Annotated in this window: 10 protein-coding genes; 5 read left to right on the forward strand and 5 right to left on the reverse strand. The window is 45.6% G+C overall.

Going from position 1 to position 17,812, the window contains the following annotated elements; translation table 11 throughout:
- The first annotated feature begins 275 nt into the window (after positions 1-275).
- Both H8S84_RS05250 and H8S84_RS05255 read left to right on the forward strand, forming a co-directional pair.
- Complete coding sequence (locus H8S84_RS05250; protein WP_187066192.1) at positions 276-3,398, forward strand: SusC/RagA family TonB-linked outer membrane protein; 3,123 nt, start codon at positions 276-278, stop codon at positions 3,396-3,398.
- 11 nt (positions 3,399-3,409) lie between these two features.
- Positions 3,410-4,828, forward strand: a complete 1,419-nt coding sequence (locus H8S84_RS05255; protein WP_187066193.1) for a SusD/RagB family nutrient-binding outer membrane lipoprotein — start codon at positions 3,410-3,412, stop codon at positions 4,826-4,828.
- Positions 4,829-4,905: 77 nt separating this feature from the next.
- Here the strand turns inward: H8S84_RS05255 and H8S84_RS05260 are convergent, their stop codons facing one another.
- On the reverse strand, positions 4,906-6,195 hold the full coding sequence (locus tag H8S84_RS05260; protein ID WP_187066194.1) for a serine hydrolase: 1,290 nt from the start codon (positions 6,193-6,195) through the stop codon (positions 4,906-4,908).
- A gap of 405 nt (positions 6,196-6,600) precedes the next feature.
- On the opposite strand from H8S84_RS05260, the gene H8S84_RS05265 reads away from it, so the two are divergent.
- Together H8S84_RS05265 and H8S84_RS05270 are read left to right on the forward strand one after the other, a co-directional pair.
- Entirely contained in the window at positions 6,601-8,004 is a 1,404-nt protein-coding gene (locus tag H8S84_RS05265) for a M14 family zinc carboxypeptidase (RefSeq protein WP_187066195.1), read from the forward strand.
- 88 nt (positions 8,005-8,092) lie between these two features.
- The gene (locus tag H8S84_RS05270; protein ID WP_187066196.1) at positions 8,093-9,325 is read left to right on the forward strand and encodes a nucleoside recognition domain-containing protein; all 1,233 of its coding nucleotides are present in this window, start codon (positions 8,093-8,095) and stop codon (positions 9,323-9,325) included.
- A 179-nt stretch (positions 9,326-9,504) separates the two neighbouring features.
- On the opposite strand, the gene H8S84_RS05275 is transcribed toward H8S84_RS05270, so the two are convergent.
- Together H8S84_RS05275 and H8S84_RS05280 are read right to left on the reverse strand one after the other, a co-directional pair.
- Complete coding sequence (locus H8S84_RS05275) at positions 9,505-11,772, reverse strand: PAS domain-containing sensor histidine kinase (RefSeq protein ID WP_187066197.1); 2,268 nt, start codon at positions 11,770-11,772, stop codon at positions 9,505-9,507.
- Between the two features lie 402 nt (positions 11,773-12,174).
- On the reverse strand, positions 12,175-13,095 hold the full coding sequence (locus H8S84_RS05280; RefSeq protein WP_187066198.1) for a lytic transglycosylase domain-containing protein: 921 nt from the start codon (positions 13,093-13,095) through the stop codon (positions 12,175-12,177).
- 502 nt (positions 13,096-13,597) lie between these two features.
- Here H8S84_RS05280 and H8S84_RS20085 point away from each other — a divergent pair.
- Entirely contained in the window at positions 13,598-15,460 is a 1,863-nt protein-coding gene (locus tag H8S84_RS20085) for a DNA/RNA non-specific endonuclease (RefSeq protein WP_230407046.1), read from the forward strand.
- 101 nt (positions 15,461-15,561) lie between these two features.
- On the opposite strand, the gene H8S84_RS05290 is transcribed toward H8S84_RS20085, so the two are convergent.
- Both H8S84_RS05290 and H8S84_RS05295 read right to left on the reverse strand, forming a co-directional pair.
- Positions 15,562-16,107, reverse strand: a complete 546-nt coding sequence (locus H8S84_RS05290; RefSeq protein WP_187066199.1) for a serine acetyltransferase — start codon at positions 16,105-16,107, stop codon at positions 15,562-15,564.
- A gap of 121 nt (positions 16,108-16,228) precedes the next feature.
- Positions 16,229-17,779 carry a malate:quinone oxidoreductase gene (locus H8S84_RS05295; RefSeq protein WP_394367990.1) on the reverse strand — a complete coding sequence of 517 codons (1,551 nt, stop codon included), beginning with the start codon at positions 17,777-17,779 and terminating at the stop codon, positions 16,229-16,231.
- Positions 17,780-17,812: the final 33 nt, after the last annotated feature.

Genomic DNA, 17,812 nt, shown 5'->3' on the forward strand with positions numbered 1-17,812 from the left:
TGTACTGCCATATGTCACTTTTCTTGATGCTGTTTTGCAGTCGCCCCAATTAGATTAAATTACCAACTTAGGACTTGCATTTTTACCGCAAAAATCAGCACCCTTTCCAGATATCTTTTTAAAATTCCTATACCTCAATCTTCAATAACCGTACATCTTACTGTTATTGAAGAATATATGCATAAAACTGCATTTGCACACCCTCTAACTATGCTCTGAAATACCTAATAGATAAAAGAATTAATATATTTTTTTCACGCTATAACACATTAGCTATGAGGAACAATTTTACATTAATTATCCTGCTACTCCTGTTATACTTTAGTACCTCTGCCATTGCACAGGAAATACCTGTAAGTGGCAAAGTAACAGGTGCAGATCAAGGCTCGCCACTGCCTGGTGTAAGTGTACTGGTAAAAGGTACTACTACTGGTACAACAACCGATGCAAATGGTAACTTCAGTATTCAGGTGCCCAGTTCAAATGCTACTCTGGTATTCAGATATCTGGGCTATGAAACCAAGGAAGTTCAAGTTGGCAACCAATCGGTTATCAATGTAACACTGAGCACAGACACCCGGCAACTATCAGAAGTAGTAGTAACTGCCATGGGTATCACACGCGAGAAAAAGGCACTTGGGTATGCTGCCTCTACAGTGGAAACAGAGGAACTAGTACAGAACCGGCAGGCTAATGTGCTGAACGCGATGCAGGGAAAAGTAGCTGGTGCAACAATTACCAGCACCGGCGGCGCTCCGGGCCAGGGTGCAAGTATCATCATCCGTGGTATTAACTCCATTGACCCCAACCGTTCAAGCGATCCACTGTATGTTATTGATGGCGTGCTAATCGACAACACGACCTCCACGTTTGGTGAAGGTGCAGAACTACGGGGCATGAGTAATCGCCTGGCAGATATTAACCCGGATAACATTGAAAGTATAAACATATTAAAAGGTGGCGCAGCAACAGCGCTCTATGGTCTTAGAGGCGCCAACGGTGTGGTCGTTATCACTACGAAAAGAGGACAGGAAGGTGCGCTGCGTGTTAACTTTACAAGCACAGCGGGTATAGAAGAGGTAAACAAGTTTCCGGATATGCAGGATACTTATACCCAAGGTTACTTAGGTGTTTATGATCCTGAGAGCTTCTGGCCATCGTGGGGACCAACTGTGGAGGAAGCTCGGCAGATAGATCCTACACACCCTGCTGAGCTCTACAACCACTTTGAGGATGCCTATGAAACCGGCCACCAATACCGAAATTCACTCTCCTTTTCAGGCGGTAACAATGCTATCACGTTCTACTCATCCATCTCGCACTTACGCCACGAAGGTGTACTGCCTTTTACAGATTACGAGAACATACAGGCCCGTCTGAATACTGATGTCAAGTTAAGCGATAAAGTAACCACAGGAGCAAACTTCACTTTTGTGAACTCAGGCGGAAATCGCTACAATGCTGACCGTTTTAATGAAAGCCTTAGCTACTGGTCGCCACGCTGGGACGTTACGGATTACATAAAGCCGGACGGCACCATGAACACATACCGAAACAACAACCCGATTTACGGCGCTTTCACTAACAAACTAGAAGATGATGTGAATAGATTTATCGGGGGCCTGAACTTTGGATACCAACCAAAAGAGTGGTTAGGTTTCAGCTACAGAATAGGTCTTGACACCTACACCGATGACCGTACCCGTACTGCGCCCGGCCCACGTGGGGTAGCCGACGAAATAGTTTACGAGGACAACGGTTTAGGATTTGTAAATGAATACACCACCAAGTTCAGAGCAATTAACTCTACTTTTATTACTACGCTGCAGTCGTCATTTGGAGAGAACTTTAACGGTACAATACGTCTGGGCCACGAGTTATATGACAGAAAAGTAAAAAGCTTTGGTGTAGAGGGAACAGAGTTGGCTGTTTTTGATTACTTTAATTTAACCAACGCACGTTTTCTAACATCGGTGCAGCAGGAAGAAGAGTACAGGCTGATGGGCTTCTTTGGAGAAGCTTCCGTCGATTACAAAAACTTGCTTTTCCTGACTTTAACCGGACGCAACGACATTACTTCGTCACTGGAGCGATCCAACAGATCATTTTTCTACCCTTCTGTTAGCCTTAGCTATGTATTCTCTGAGCAATTTGACCTCCCGTCATTCATAAATATGGGTAAACTCAGGCTATCTTATGCAGAAATTGGTAAAGATGCGCTGCCTTATTCTACTTCATCGGGTTTTGCAAATTACACAGGCTTACCAACTGGTTACACTGGCTTTACAAGGGCAGCTCTGCTAGGAAACGAGGACCTGCGTCCGGAGTTCACTAACACCTATGAAGCCGGCTTAGAAATGTCGTTCCTGAATAACCGTTTAGGTTTCGACTTTACCTACTACTATTCACTTAGTAAAGATCAGATCCTGAACATACAAGTAGCTAGTTCAACTGGCTTTGTTAGAGCAGCGGTTAACTCCGGTGAAATGCGAAACAAAGGTGTGGAGATTGCTTTAAATGCTGTTCCTGTCCAAACAAATGACTTTAGCTGGGACACCAAATTAGTTTTCTCAGCCAACCGTAACAAAATACTAAGTATAAGAGAAGGTCTGGAAGAAATACCTTATGCTTCACAGTTCGGCTATGTAGGGTCCACTGTAACTCTAAAACTTATTCCGGGCCAGCCATATGGTAACATCTACGGCTCACATTACCAGCGCTATTACGGCCCGGGCGAGGAAGAAGATCCTTTATTTATAGATGAAAACAGACCTATTGTGATTGGGGCAAACGGGTTCCCAGTAAGGGCACCACTCTCTAGTCAGAAGATATTGGGCAACTCACAGCCAGATTGGGTAGGAGGCCTTACAAACACGTTCCGGTACAAGAACCTTAGCCTGACCAGCTTGTTTGATGCACGCCAGGGCTTTGAGAAGTATAACCAGTTAGGAAACTTCTTTGCAGCATTTGGTATAGCAGAGTATACCGAAAACCGCAACGAAACAATTGTGTTTGACGGTGTGCTGAAAGACGGTACTCCAAACACAAAACCTGTCTTCCTAGGCCAGGGCATTGGTCCGGATGGTGTTAACTATGGCAACGGCTATTACCGAAACGTGTATCGTGGTGTATCAGAAAACTTCGTGGAAGATGCATCATGGGTGCGCCTGCGTTCGCTTACACTAAGCTATACACTTCCTAGCAGTTGGTTCGAAGACATCTTTGTCAGAAATGCATCTGTATCCCTAACCGGTAATAACCTGTGGCTCTCTACAGATTATTCCGGCTTTGACCCAGAAACCAGCTCAGCACCATCCGGAAGCAACGTAGACGCTTTCGCCGGATTTACTTACCCGGCAGTAAGAAGCTACCTATTCACTCTTAATGTAGGATTTTAACCACACGAAGCATGAAAAGATATTTAAGATATACGCTTGCCTTCTTGTTGATGGGGGCGCTTATTAGCTTGCAAAGCTGTGAGGATTATTTTGACCTGGACGAGAATCCGAACCTAGTAAACAATCCTCCTCTACCAACATTACTTTCCACTACTACCCAGAAAACAGGGCTGAACAGCCAACGGGTAGGCAGCATTACGTCATTCTTTGTTCAGTATTTGGCTAGCCCTGTTGCAGGGTCATCCACAGACACTTACGAAGTAACAGACTATACCTCCACCTGGGATGCTCTATACTTGGCCATGGCAGATATTTATGACATGAAGCAGAAAGCACAGGAACAGGAGGCTCCAAATTATGTTGGCGTTGCCAATATATTGATGGCGTACCACCTGATGCTTGTAACTGATTTGTGGGGTGACGCACCTTACTCCGAAGCATTTGATCAGTCTACGCTTACTCCCAAATTCGACAAGCAAGAAGAGCTTTACAATGTTATACTTACGCTGCTGGATGAAGCCGTTACGGAGTTATCGAAAAATGACTCACGGGTTGCACTTAGTCCTGTAAACGACCTGATACATAACGGTAACAAAAACAACTGGATAAAGACAGCTTACGCCCTGAAAGCGAGGCAGCTGAACAAGGTAAGTGGCACAACTGCCTATAATGCGCAGGCTGTACTTGCCGCAGTCGAAAAATCGTATACTTCCAATGCCGACAATGCGGACATGGGTGTATTTGCAACCATTAATCCATGGGCCTCGGTGGCTAGAAACAATGCACTTCTAATCTTAGGAGGCTGGCTGTCTGAGCAGTTGGTAGAGCACCTGAAAGGCACCACTACCGGCATCATGGACCCACGGCTGCAGAAAATCACTGATCCTACTGTTACTGGTGCTTTTATAGGTACCCCAAATGGCGTAGGAAACGTTGGCTCGGCCAGTAGCACTGTTAAAGATGAAGTGTACATTTCGCTTAATTCCCCGATAACTGAAGAAGATGCTCCACTAATTATCGTGTCATACCCGGAAGTTAAAATGATTGAAGCTGAGGCAGCCTTCAGGGCAGGAAACAGGCAGAGAGCCTATAATGCTTACCTGGAGGGCATCAGGGCAAGTATGCAACTGTTTGAAGTAAGTACAGCAGCTGCAAACGCTTATATAAATAGTCCTGAAGTATCTGTAGGCGCCGCTAATCTTACCCTCAACTTAATTTTTAAAGAGAAGTATGTGATTACATATCTGAACCCAGAAGCCTGGAATGATGCCAGGAGATTTGATTATGCTTATGCAGGCTTTACTCTGCCTGTAAATGCAGCCCTGAATACATTTATACGTAGGGTGGCTTACCCACAGGGTGAGGCTTCCAAAAATCCGAATACTCCGGAAACTCCTCCGTTGTCGGATCCGCTTTGGTGGGATAAGTAAAAGTTGCCAAAACGATATAAAAACAAAAAGCCGTACCAGAGTTTGGTACGGCTTTTTGCTTATACGCTACTTGCTATCTATTCGTAATCCAATTTAAATTTTGACAGGTCTGACAGGTTTTTCTTTTTGCGGTTCAGCTCGTACTGGTAAAAAGCTTTGCCCAGGTTTTTCATAAAAGGAAACCCTACTGCATCATATTCATACTTACCGTCGTTCAGAATCTCGTCTTCATTCACATAGATAACCGCCGTTAGCATAAACTCTACCTTATTCTCAAAGTCTACCACATAGGCGTTGTCGATCATGAAGCCATACGCATCCCCTATTTTATTGAAAATGCGAATGTTCTGAGGTATGCGTTCCTTGTCCTGTCCGTACATCAGGAACTTCACATAGCTATCCGGATACTCTTTTTCTTCATACTCCGGGAAATCACTCTCACGGGGCAGCATCGACATGTATTTGTATAGGAAAGTATAATCTTCGGGCTTCAGGTTAAAGCGTTGCTGTGCCGGAACGGCTTCCGGAAACATGATGCTTTTCAGTATCCCCTGCAGAGCCTCAACGGAGATGTAGTTCTTGGCAGAGAAATCCATTGGCTCGTTCACCAGCTTATCGCCCTGCATATAACCTTTGCCTAAGTATACTTCTTTTAACGGACTTGGCTTGGGATTAGCGTTGTTGGCCATTGGCTGCTGGTACAATATGTTGTCGCCACTAAAGAATGTGAAGGGGTTGGTATGACTGTTCTCGTCAGGGCTAAGAAAAATAGAAAGTCTGTGCGACAGCCTTACATCTTCAAAACCTTTCTCGTGCAGGCCCTCGTTCAGCTCCTTCTGCCCCAAAAACTCATAAAGCCTGTTATAAGCATCGTTGTCGCTTACCAGCAGTACCTTCTTGATGTAATGTGCAATGGAGGGTAGGTTATTTTCGGAGCTACTGTCGGTAAGTACAGCCGATTGGCCTGAATAAGCGCTGTCTATTTTAAGAGAAGTATACTTATTAAGTCCATCGATATTCAGCTCGTTTAGCTTTTCCAGTGCAAGTGCAGCAGCGGGCAACTTAACTGTACTGGCAGGGTAAAAGTACTCTTTTGGATCTAGGCGATAAGCGTATGATTTAAAGTGGGGCCTGTTCTGCTGGTCCCTATCTATCTGTGTATACAGCACCTGCACCCTATACTTTTCAGGCTGTTCCAGTATCCGCTGAAAGTGCTCTGGGTGCTGCTTCATTATTTTTTGAACCAGCTTCTTTTTACTTATACTTTGTGCCATACTTGGAATCTGGATAAGCGTGAGTGCATGCACTAAAATCACACCTGTTACTAGCGCCACTCTCTTTTGAAGCGCTGCATTAAATAGAGCCATAGACTTATACTTACTGAACTTGAAGATACAAAGCTTTTTTAACTTCTGATACTTTAACCCACCCTTGAGATTATAACCATAAATTATGAGATACAAGAGCATATCACTTTGGCAGGTGCGAGCGCATTGCCCTCAGGTTAAGTTTAAACTGTCATATAAACCTCGTTTAATGTCATCTCGACTTCTGGATGAGATCTTTACAAAACCAGTACATAAGAATTCTTAAAAGATCTCTTCCAGAGGTCGAGATGACAAGCTTGGATGATCCTACTTAAGTTGACAGCATTTACAAAGAATGGATAAACACTATGCGCAAAGGAAATTCATCACTTAAATCAAATAGCAAAAATACTCCTGCATCCAAGTATAGTTCCGTAAATTGGCGGCAAAATCAGCATTACCGCTATGGCAAAATTACCTTTCGAGAAACACAATTTTTATAAAGAGACCACGCTTAGCCACAGGCGTTTTAAGCATAGGGATATTGTGCCCCTGTTGGAAGAACTGAAGCACAATAGCTTGTTTGAGGTGGAGGTGATAGGCAAATCTGTGGAGAAACGGGATATTTATATGGTAAAGGCTGGCACCGGTAAAACGAAGGTGATGCTCTGGTCTCAGATGCACGGCGACGAAGCAACCGCTACCATGGCCCTGTTTGACCTATTCAATTTTCTGAGGCAGAGTGATGAAATGGACTCCGTGCGCCAGGAAATTCTTAATAACACCACCCTCTATATTATCCCCATGCTGAACCCGGATGGGGCAGAGAGATTTATTCGCCGTAACGCGCTGCACATTGATTTAAACCGGGATGCCATACTTTTACAAAGCCCGGAGGCGGTGCTGCTGAAAAGCATGCGCGACAAAATAGAGCCTGAATTCGGTTTTAACCTGCACGACCAGAGCCGTTATTACACTGTAGGCAATACCTCTAAAACGGCTACCATCTCCTTCCTGGCTCCTCCTTTTGATCATGCTAAAACAGTAAACACTGTGCGGGCCCGCGCCATGCGCACCATTGTGGGCATGAACGAGGCACTGCAGCAGCTTATACCGGGCCATATAGCCAAGTACTCCGACGACTATGAGCCAAGGGCCTTTGGCGACAACATACAAAAGTGGGGCACCAGTGTGATTCTGATAGAATCCGGTGGGTATACCGGTGACCCTGAAAAACAGGTGATCAGGCAGCTGAACTTTGCTTCCATTGTTTCTGCCTTGCACCTGATTGCAACAGACGGGTACAAAAAGTATGCGCTGGAGGATTATTATACTATCCCCGAAAACACAAGAAACCTTTTCGACCTTGTGATACGGAAAGTGCAGTATCAGCAAAACGGCCACACCACCTTGTTGGATCTAGGCATTATGCGGGAGGAGGTTGAACTCGCAGCTGCACCACAGGGATTTTACTACCGCAGTAACATTGAAGAGCTAGGCGATATGAGTGTGTTCTACGGCTACGAAGAATTGAACGGTGAAGGACTTACGCTGCTGCCCGGCAAAGTATACCCGGAGGCGTTCCAAAGTATAGCACAGCTCACGAAAGAGGTTGCCCATAAGCTCTTGGCACAAGGCTACACCACCGTGCAGGTAGAGGAACAACTATCAACAGACTTTATACCGCAGCAACTACTGCTAAACATAACACGAAATGCAACGGCTTTAAACCATGATATTGTACTGGAGGGCAGCGCCAATTTTATACTTAAAGACCCATCAGGGAGAGTAAAGTATGCGGTTGTGAATGGGTTTATCCGCGACCTGAAGCAGGATGTGCCGCTGCTTTTTCATGGCCTTGTGCTTTAAAAATTTATACTTGCTATATAGCATGCGGATTTTATTATACCTCTTTGTATCTTAGAGGTTCAACCAAAGTCTTCTATCCTTTTTATACATGGTATTAAACTATATATGGGCAGGTTTCTTCCTGATCGCCTTTGCCATTGCCCTCTTTCAACTCATTTTTTTCCAGGACTATGATATCTTTCAGAAGCTTGTAACCAGCACGTTCGACAACGCCAAGCTTGGTTTCGAGATATCTCTGGGCCTTACTGGCGTGATGACGCTTTGGTTGGGCTTGATGAAAGTAGGCGAAAAAGGCGGTATCATTGCCATTTTTGCAAGGCTGGTTGGGCCATTCTTCCACAAGCTGTTCCCCGAAATACCAAACAACCACCCGGTGTACGGCTCTATCCTAATGAACTTTTCAGCTAACATGCTGGGGCTCGATAACGCTGCCACACCGCTTGGCCTAAAGGCAATGAAGGAGATGCAGGAGCTCAATCCGCATAAAGAAACAGCGTCTAAGGCACAGATCATGTTCTTGGTGCTCAATACATCTGGCCTCACCATCATCCCAATTAGTGTGATGGTTTTCCGAGCCCAGTTGGGAGCAGCCGATCCTTCTGATGTGTTTATTCCAATTCTGCTGGCCACCTTTTTCTCTACCATTACAGGACTTATAGCAGTGGCTATTTATCAGCGCATTAACTTGCTGCACCCTATCGTGCTGGCTTACCTGGGCACGTTGATGCTGCTCATCATAGGCCTTATTTACTACTTCAGCATTATTCCGCAGGAGCAGGTAAGCCTTATATCTACAGTGGCCAGTAATGTTATACTTTTCTCTATCATAATATCTTTTGTGGGGCTTGCCTTATACCGAAAGGTAAATGTGTACGAAGCCTTTATCGAGGGTGCCAAAGAAGGATTCAGCGTTGCCATTACGATCATTCCGTACCTGGTAGCTATACTTGTGGCCATTGGTGTTTTCAGGACATCCGGCGCTTTAGACCTTCTGGTAGATGGCATCAGCTATGGAATTGCTTTAACAGGACTCAATACCGACTTCGCTCCTGCCCTGCCTGTGGCGTTTATGAAGCCACTTAGTGGCAGTGGTGCAAGGGGCATGATGGTAGAGGCGCTAAACACGTACGGTGTAGATTCTTTTGTAGGCAGATTAGCTTCTACGATCCAAGGATCAACGGAGACTACCTTTTATATTTTGGCAGTGTACTTTGGTTCTGTTGGCATACGCAATACCAGGTATGCGCTTACCTGTGGTCTTATTGCAGATTTAGCTGGCGTTGTTGCAGCTATACTTATAGCGTATTTGTTCTTCCATTAAGCAAGTTATACTTGCTGCCTGGCTATTTAAGTGAAGGCAAGCAGAGAAACCAATATTGCTTAGTAAGCTTATACTTAGGTTTACTAAGCAAAAGTTAATCCTGCAGCCAGCCTATATCAAAAAACAAAAGCCGCTCTAAGTATAAAGAGCGGCTTTTGTTTTGTTTCTATTTTAAATCTTTAGTGCTTAAAGTATATTTTAAAAGTAGTGCCTACATTTTCCTGGCTATCTACTTCAATGTAACCTCCTGCATTTTCAACCATTTTCTTTACCATATAAAGCCCGATGCCGCTACCTTCTACATGGTCGTGGAACCGTTTAAACATAGTAAAGAGCTGGCCTTTGCTGCTGGCTTTCATTCCAAGCCCATTGTCTTTTACAGTTAATACATGATACTCCTGCGTACTCTGGCAACTGATATAAATCTGTGGCTCACGAGCTGGCGAACGGTATTTTATAGCATTAGAAATGAGGTTGTGCACAAGGCTCCGCATGTTCTTTTCTGAGAAGCGCACGGTAGGGCAATCTTCGAGATCTGACTTCAATTTTGCACCAGAAGAATTAATCAGCGGCTCCAAGTCCAGGACGACCTCCTGTAGTACCTCCGGCAGGTTAACCATTACAGCTTCTGAGCTGTTTTCCTGCTGCAGCTTCACCACATCTGTCAAGCTGTCGATGGTCTTTTTGAAGCGATTAACAGCTCCCTGCATCAGAGTAAGAATATGCTTGACATCGCCAGTGTCTTTACCATGGGCTAAGTCGTCTGCCAGGAGCACCAGCAACCCTTCGATGTTGGCAATCGGTGCTTTTAGGTCATGTGATGCTGTATAGATAAAGTTATCTAAGTCGTTATTGATACGGGTAAGCTCCACGTTCTTAAACTCAAGTGCCGCCTCTGCTTTCTTCTGCTCATCGACGTTGGTATTTGTTCCGATCCAGCGGATAACATTACCTTTTGCATCTTTCACAGCATAGGCTCGGGTCAGGAACCAGCAGTACTTTCCATCAGCACCTTTAAGTGGGAACGTAAGCTCCCAGGTTTCGCCTTTGCCCCAGGCCTCCCGCACAAACGAAACTACTCGCTCCACATGGTCCGGGTGGTGGACTTTTTCCCAGCCCCATCCCATCATCTCTTCTAATGTTGTACCGGTGTATTCATACCAGCGTTCATTGTACCAGAAGATCCAACCATCAGGTTCTGCCATCCAGGCTAGGTTATGGATGTTGTTAGCAAACACTCTGAACTGTGTCTCGCTCTCTTTTAAAGCAAGTTCTGATTTCTTTCGTTCTGTTACATCACGAGTAACGGCCAGGTGCATTATGCCATCAGCGCCAGGCAGCGGAACAGCATGGGTTTCCATACTGCGTCGTGTACCCTTAAGTCCTATAACATCAAACTCCCAACTTATACTCTCACCCTTACACACCAACTGATGGTTTTTAATCCACTCTGTTTTGTGCTCCGGGGCAACAACATCAAACACACTGGCACAGCCTATCACCTCTCTTCCAGCCTCTATCATATCAAGACCAGAAGAATTCATGTGGTGGAGCGTGCCATCCGGTGAAACAATTTTTATGCACTCAGGTGTCGCATCAATAATAGCCTGTAATCTGGCTTCGCTTTGACGTAGTGCTTCTGCGTTTTCTTTCTGGTTATGCACATCAGTGGCTGTACCATACCATTTTTCAATAACTCCGGCTTTGTTACGCTGCGGAAAGGCCCTGCTTAAATGCCACCTGTACGTGCCATCGTTCATTTTTAGCCTGTGCTCCTTTTCGTAAAAGCTGCCTTCCTCCACGGCCTTCCACCAGGCATAGGCTGTCGGCTCCACGTCCTCCTGATGAAGAATTCCTTCCCAACTCCAGGTGCCGTTTTCTAATTTTCTTGCACCGGCAAACTCAGCTATCCTCTCGTTGTAATACGTTACTTCTCCATCTGCCTCCGCAATCCACACAACCTGGGGCATAGCGTTGGCCATTTTAATCAGTTCATTGTTATTTTCCTCCAGTTGCCGCTGAACCAGCACTTCTGTGGTGGTGTGTAAAAGGTAAAGCACTTCCCCGCTACTACCCAGAATAGGCTTAGTTTGCGCAGACCAATAACGCGCCTCAAATACACCTGCTGCATTTAGTACGTCGTAGCGAATAACAGGCATTTGGTCTGGCTGCTTCAGCTCAATCACATTGTTAAGTGATTTTTTCAGGCTGGAGGGGCCTGTTGCCTTTATCGCCTCGGGGTTCTCCGGATACACCTCAAAAACGCTTCTGCCTATTACATTCTCCCTTTTCTTATTTGTAATCCATAGCAAATCATCGCTTACGGCTACAACAGTAAAGTGCGGAGCGTCAGGTTTGAAAATGATAACATTTCCAGGCATGGCGTTCAGGATCAATTCAAAATCCACCGCTGGAGTCTGGTCTGTCTTAGGAGAAGTATAAGGCATAAAGAAAATAGTTATCGAAAGATAAGCAATGCATCGTACAATGTGTAAACAATAATGCCGAAAGTTTGGCAAACGATGCTTAAAAAAGATAAGTTACTCTAAACAAACACCTATCTGTGTTGCTAGTTTGCTAACAGCAACTTCCAAACCATCAAAATGTTTAAGCCTTAAAAACACACCTCCTACTCCAGCACACCCTGAGTTATACTTGCCAAACGTTCTGGAGCACTATATTTAAGCGTAATTACAAATAACTCAAAGCTTTTGCCATCAAACTGAATTAACTTACCACCTATATAAGAAACTTGGGAAGCCAGAGAGACAAAGAGAATGCTATTTCGCTTAATCCGTAATTAAATATTGTAAGCCAGTGCACTGGCGTACAATATTTATACTTATAGATTATTCAGGCATTTGCAGTACGTACTCTCTACCTTGTGGAACTGTTAATTTATAACCCTTTATCCAAGGGTTGTAAAAGCGTAGCGTTTTATAGTTTGTACCATTCTCCAGTGCAAATTCCGGTAAATCGGAGACAGATGCAGTAACTTTTAATGAACGGGCAGCCAGTGGCTGGTAGCCATGCTCCTCAGATAAATCAAAGCCATACTTTTGCGGATTGCCCAGCACTTCTTTCAGGGCCAGTATCCGGAACATATAGCGTGAGGTTTCATCGTTGAGGTGCAGGTCGTAGTATGAATCTACGCCTTGTCTTTCCAGGGCACGATCCAGGCCACCCATGCCTCGGTTGTACGAAGCAGCAGCATTTGTCCAGGACCCGAAGCGTTTCTTTGCTGTTTTCAGGTACCGAACAGCAGCCAGTGTTGCTTTTTCTACATGAAAGCGCTCATCCACTTCCCCGTTCACGATCAGGCCATAGCCACGGGCCGTATCGGGCATCAACTGCCAGAAGCCAGCCGCCCCGGCAGGCGATGTTACATGGCCGAAAAGACTCTCAGCCAATGCCAGGTACACAAAATCTTCCGGGATGTCGTTTTCTTTTAGCAGCGCCCTGATCTCTGGCATATAGCGTTGCATACGCTTTAGCCCGAGCAGCGTGGTAGCGTGTAAGTATGAATTTACCAACAGCTCACGATCCAGGCGTTCTGCCACATCCGGTACATGCAGCGGCACCGGCTCTCCGGCAAACGTCATGGCAGCTGGTAAAGGGGGAGAGCTGATCAGCTGCTTATTTACTTTTATGTCCACATTTTCTGCTTCGGTTGCAAAAGCTTCGTGCCTTGCCTGCTGCTGGCTACACAACTGCAATGCTACAATTATGATTAAAGTAGCCCAAACATACTTCCAGATCTGCTGTGCCATTGTCTTCTCCTTTCTGGTTAGTTTATTTTCAAATTAATAACACGCTTCGCGCCAACTTATTCTTTAAGTTAAGTAAAAATTACAAAATTAGCAGGGCTGGCATGGATATAAACAACATGTTCTTAGTATCTTATCAAAGGCAGCTATCCTATGGCTTGTATATAGATTAACGAATTTCACAGAACTTGTTCTGCATAATAAGCTATAAATCTATTTTTTAGACTCTCTTCTGTTTCTTACGCTCATTTTCTCTCCGTCAGTACTTATTTATTAAGGTGTAATCAATAAGTAAGTGTAATCATACCCCTAACTGTAGCAGTTAGTAAGGCTAGTTAATTGACTACAAACAGCAATAGGAATAAATAAGCAACTTCGTTTCATGGGAACGTCCTACCAATTCTTATAAACATACACCTAATGTTATATTTTTATTAACTATATATAACATATAAAATACTTTGCTTTTATTGCAACGCCTTACTCACCTTTAAATCAACCCAACATGAAACACAGTTACTTTATTAAATGGCTGTTTGTCTTATCAGCCTTCGTCACGTTCTCTTCCTGTAACCTGGAGCAAGAGGATATCAAGCCAAATCCAGGCCTATATGTTTCCCAATCTGCTGCTGTTACTTCCACTCTATTCGTAGAAGGATACGAAACAGCTTACAAAGGGAGCTACGCAGCTGCATCGGTAAGTTTCTCTAACGGCCCTTGGATGCTGCAGGAGGCTCTTACAGGTACCACCTCATCCGACGCAAAAAGCGGCACACAGTCTGTCCGGATCAGAGACCTGGGCAAGGCAAGTATGGAATTCGATTTACCTGACGGAGCCAAGTCTGTAACATTAAGCTACGCCAAATATGGCGGCGACAAAAACTCAAGCTTTGAGGTTTTCTATTCTACTAACGGAGGTACCAGCTGGCAGTCAGCTGGCAGTGCTGTAACTGTAAGTAAAACATCACTGCAGCAGGTTACTTTTCCGCTTAACATTTATGGCGCTATTCGCTTCGAAGTTCGTAAGATAAGCGGTGGCAGCAACCGGATTAACATCGACAACTTCTCTGTTGAGTCTAACCCTGCACCTGTTGCGGCAGACTTTCTGGAAGACTTCGAAAGCGGCTCGAAAGGAAGCTATGCAGCTGCCTCTGTAACACTTGCCTCTGGTAGCTGGTTACTGAACGAAGCCTTGATCGGCACCTTAGAATCTGACAGAAAATCAGGCACTAAATCAGTGCGTATCCGCGACTTGGGCACTCTGGAAATGCAGTTTGACCAAAACGGAGCACAAACTGTAAGTATAAGCCACGCTGTGTACGGAACTGACGGATCTAGTACCTGGGAGCTACAGTCATCTACTGACGGTGGCGCTACATGGATAAAGCAAGGCAGTACTATTACCTCCTCTTCTACTACGTTAGAAACAGTATCTTTTAGCGTTGCCATTTCTTCTTCTGTAAGGTTCAGAGTTGTAAAGCTGAGCGGCAGCGGAAATCGCATTAACATCGACGACTTTACCATCAGCGGTACCAGCACTGGCACCGGAGGCAGCACAGGCGGAGGTTCTGACGATGGCGGAACTGGTGGCAGTACAGGTGGCGATACCGGCAACACGTCAGGTTCTGTTCACCTAACAATGGGTAACCCATCGGGTGCCATCACAGATGTAAATGCGCCAAACAATTACCTGCTGCTGAAGAATCAGTTTGTAATGTCGTATAGCCGCGACAAAGGAACGGCAAACTGGGTAAGCTGGCACCTGGACGAATCGTGGTTGGGCAGCACACCGCGCCAGGACGACTTCCGTGCCGATAACACCTTGCCATCTGGCTGGTACCAGGTAAGCGCAACAGATTATTCTTACAGCGGTTTTGACCGAGGCCATATGTGCCCATCTGCAGACAGAACCCTAACTGTAACAGATAACTCGATGACCTTCCTGATGACGAACATGATTCCGCAGGCACCTAACAACAATCGTTTGGGTTGGGCAAGTTTAGAGAGCTACTGCCGCTCGTTGCTTTCAGGTGGTTATGAGATATACATTATCTCTGGTGGCTATGGTGTGGGCGGTACAGGCTCTAACGGTTATGCAACTACTATCGCTAACGGTAAAGTAACAGTTCCGGCATCTACCTGGAAAGTTATACTTATCATACCTGACGGCGACAACGATGCAAGCCGTGTAACTACAAGTGCCAGAGTAATTGCAGTGGACATGCCAAACGACAATAGTGTATCCTCAGACTGGAAGCTGTATAAAACTTCTGTAGACGCTATAGAAGCGAAGACAGGCTATGATTTCTTTAGCCTGGTAGCCGATGATGTAGAAACTATTATCGAGGCAACAGTAGATAATCAGTAAATAAAGTATAACTTATCTCGTGAGTAAGGCAAAAGAGGCACGCTAGTCACAGCGTGCCTCTTTCTTTTTGTGGCTTATACTTCAGTTTATACCTGGCTGGATCAACCAGGCTCACAGGCTAGTTGCTCCTGAACTACTTTCTGCCCTATCGGCTGTAGTTGCTTTATCACACGTGCTGGGTTTCCGACGGCAATTGAGTTATCCGGAATATCTTTTACTACCACAGATCCGGCACCGATCCTGACGTTGTTTCCTACCCTTATTTCCCCAATAATACACACATTGGAACCCAGCTCTACGTTGTTTCCGATTACAGGAGAACCAGAGTAAGAACCATCCTCGCGGCGGATGTTACCCAAGGTGGTGGAGTGCCTGAAAAAGCAATTCTCCCCGATAACAGTACAGCCGTTTACTACCAGTGCATGACCATGCCCCAGGTAAAAATTCTTGCCTACTTTAGTCCAGTGGGGCAGTTCGATGCACATAAACCACTCCACAAATACCTTATAAAAAGCCAGGTAGGGTAACCAGATCACCCTGAGCAACGGATGGAGAGAAGCAGGTCGGGCAAGCCGGAACAGCACCATTACCAGGCGGCCTTTCAGGTTACCTTTGTTCGCATCCCAATCCTGAAAAATATATGACATAAATTTATACTTGCGTTTGTGTTTCGGTGTGGCTTTACGGCGAGGCTATACCTGGCGTTGCACAACCATAGTTTATAATAGCCACCTGGCTGCACCTAATTTAATTGTATTTACTATTGGTTTATTTCCTGATTTGCTGCACCGACTCCAGCTCGAGCACCTCCGATGTATAAGCTCTTACTTCGTGAAGCAATGCCTCGTTCTCAGCCAAAGACTGCCCATAAGAAGGTATCATCTCGCGCAGCTTGTTCGTCCATTCCGGTGTTCGCACTTTTTCGGGGAAGCACTTTTCGAGCAGGCTCAGCATGATGGACACTGCCGTAGAGGCACCCGGCGATGCGCCCAGCAAGGCTGCCAGTGTGCCATCCGCAGAACTGATCACCTCTGTTCCGAACTCCAATACGCCCACATGGTCGGGATGCTTTTTGATAACCTGCACTCGCTTGCCTGCATGTTCCAATACCCAGTCTTCCTGTTTTGCTTGAGGCATGTACTCACGCAGCGACACCATTCTGTCTTCGGGTGTCTGGAGCACCTGGTTTACAAGATACTTTGTAAGCGGAATATTACGCAGGCCAGCCGCCACCATCGGACGCAGGTTGCCCAGCTTTACGGACATAGGCAAATCTAGGAAAGAGCCCTGCTTTAGGAACCTGGTGGTAAAGCCGGCATAAGGTCCAAAAAGCAACTCTCTTTTGCCGTTGATAAAACGCGAATCCAGGTGCGGCACCGACATTGGCGGAGAACCCACTGCTGCCTTACCGTATACTTTGCCATAATGTTTTTCGATCACCTCAGGGTTTGTGCACTTTAGCCACTGGCCGCTTACCGGAAATCCGCCGTAGCCCTCCCCTTCCGGTATGCCCGACTTCATGAGCAAAGGCAACGCACCGCCGCCAGCACCAATAAACACAAAGCGGGTACGTACTTTTATACTTTCATCTGTGTTAACATTTCTGATCTTCAGGCGCCAGCTCGAATCGCTTTTCTGGCGCAGCTTGCGCACCTCGTGGCAGAAATGCAGTGTAACTCCCGGCTGCTGCTGTAGATACCGGATCATGCCACGGGTAAGAGCTCCGAAGTTAACGTCTGTACCGATGGGCATGTAAGTGGCAGCAACTTTCTCGGTTATGGTACGGCCATCCATGATCAGGGGCATCCAACGCAACAACTGCTGCGGGTCTTCGGAATATTGCATGCCTCTGAAGAGGTGGCTCTGCTGCATTGCCTCGTAACGTTTCCTAAGGAAGTCTACGTTTTTGTCTCCCCACACAAAGCTCATGTGCGGAACACTGTTGATGAAATCCAAGGGCAGGTTTATTAGGTGGTTCCCCACCATATGTGCCCAGAACTGCCTCGAAATATCAAATGATTCTGAGATCCGGATGGCTTTAGAGATATCAATGCTACCGTCGGCCTGCTCGGGGGTGTAGTTGAGTTCGCAAAATGCTGCGTGCCCTGTACCTGCGTTGTTCCAGGCATCAGAACTTTCTGCGGCTGCCTCATCCAAACGCTCATATATCTCAATAGTAAGGGTGGGGTCCAGTTGCTTGAGCAGCATACCAAGCGTTGCACTCATTATACCGGCTCCTATCAATACTACATCAGGTTCTTTGTCTTTGCTTTTTCCGAACATACTATAAACTTTATTCAGGTAATGAAATGCTGCCATACTTAAGCAGGTACTAACAGCAATTTCATCAGG

It is taken from the genome of Pontibacter cellulosilyticus (assembly GCF_014306105.1).
GTDB classification, from domain to species: Bacteria; Bacteroidota; Bacteroidia; order Cytophagales; family Hymenobacteraceae; genus Pontibacter; species Pontibacter cellulosilyticus.

What these genes read in the sequence shown, in the direction of transcription:
- H8S84_RS05250 (WP_187066192.1), top strand. Translation starts at nt 276, where the DNA reads ATGAGGAACAATTTTACATTAATTATCCTGCTACTCCTGTTATACTTT.
- H8S84_RS05255 (WP_187066193.1), top strand. Translation starts at nt 3,410, where the DNA reads ATGAAAAGATATTTAAGATATACGCTTGCCTTCTTGTTGATGGGGGCG.
- H8S84_RS05260 (WP_187066194.1), bottom strand. Translation starts at nt 6,195, where the DNA reads ATGGCTCTATTTAATGCAGCGCTTCAAAAGAGAGTGGCGCTAGTAACA.
- H8S84_RS05265 (WP_187066195.1), top strand. Translation starts at nt 6,601, where the DNA reads ATGGCAAAATTACCTTTCGAGAAACACAATTTTTATAAAGAGACCACG.
- H8S84_RS05270 (WP_187066196.1), top strand. Translation starts at nt 8,093, where the DNA reads ATGGTATTAAACTATATATGGGCAGGTTTCTTCCTGATCGCCTTTGCC.
- H8S84_RS05275 (WP_187066197.1), bottom strand. Translation starts at nt 11,772, where the DNA reads ATGCCTTATACTTCTCCTAAGACAGACCAGACTCCAGCGGTGGATTTT.
- H8S84_RS05280 (WP_187066198.1), bottom strand. Translation starts at nt 13,095, where the DNA reads ATGGCACAGCAGATCTGGAAGTATGTTTGGGCTACTTTAATCATAATT.
- H8S84_RS20085 (WP_230407046.1), top strand. Translation starts at nt 13,598, where the DNA reads ATGAAACACAGTTACTTTATTAAATGGCTGTTTGTCTTATCAGCCTTC.
- H8S84_RS05290 (WP_187066199.1), bottom strand. Translation starts at nt 16,107, where the DNA reads ATGTCATATATTTTTCAGGATTGGGATGCGAACAAAGGTAACCTGAAA.
- H8S84_RS05295 (WP_394367990.1), bottom strand. Translation starts at nt 17,779, where the DNA reads ATGGCAGCATTTCATTACCTGAATAAAGTTTATAGTATGTTCGGAAAA.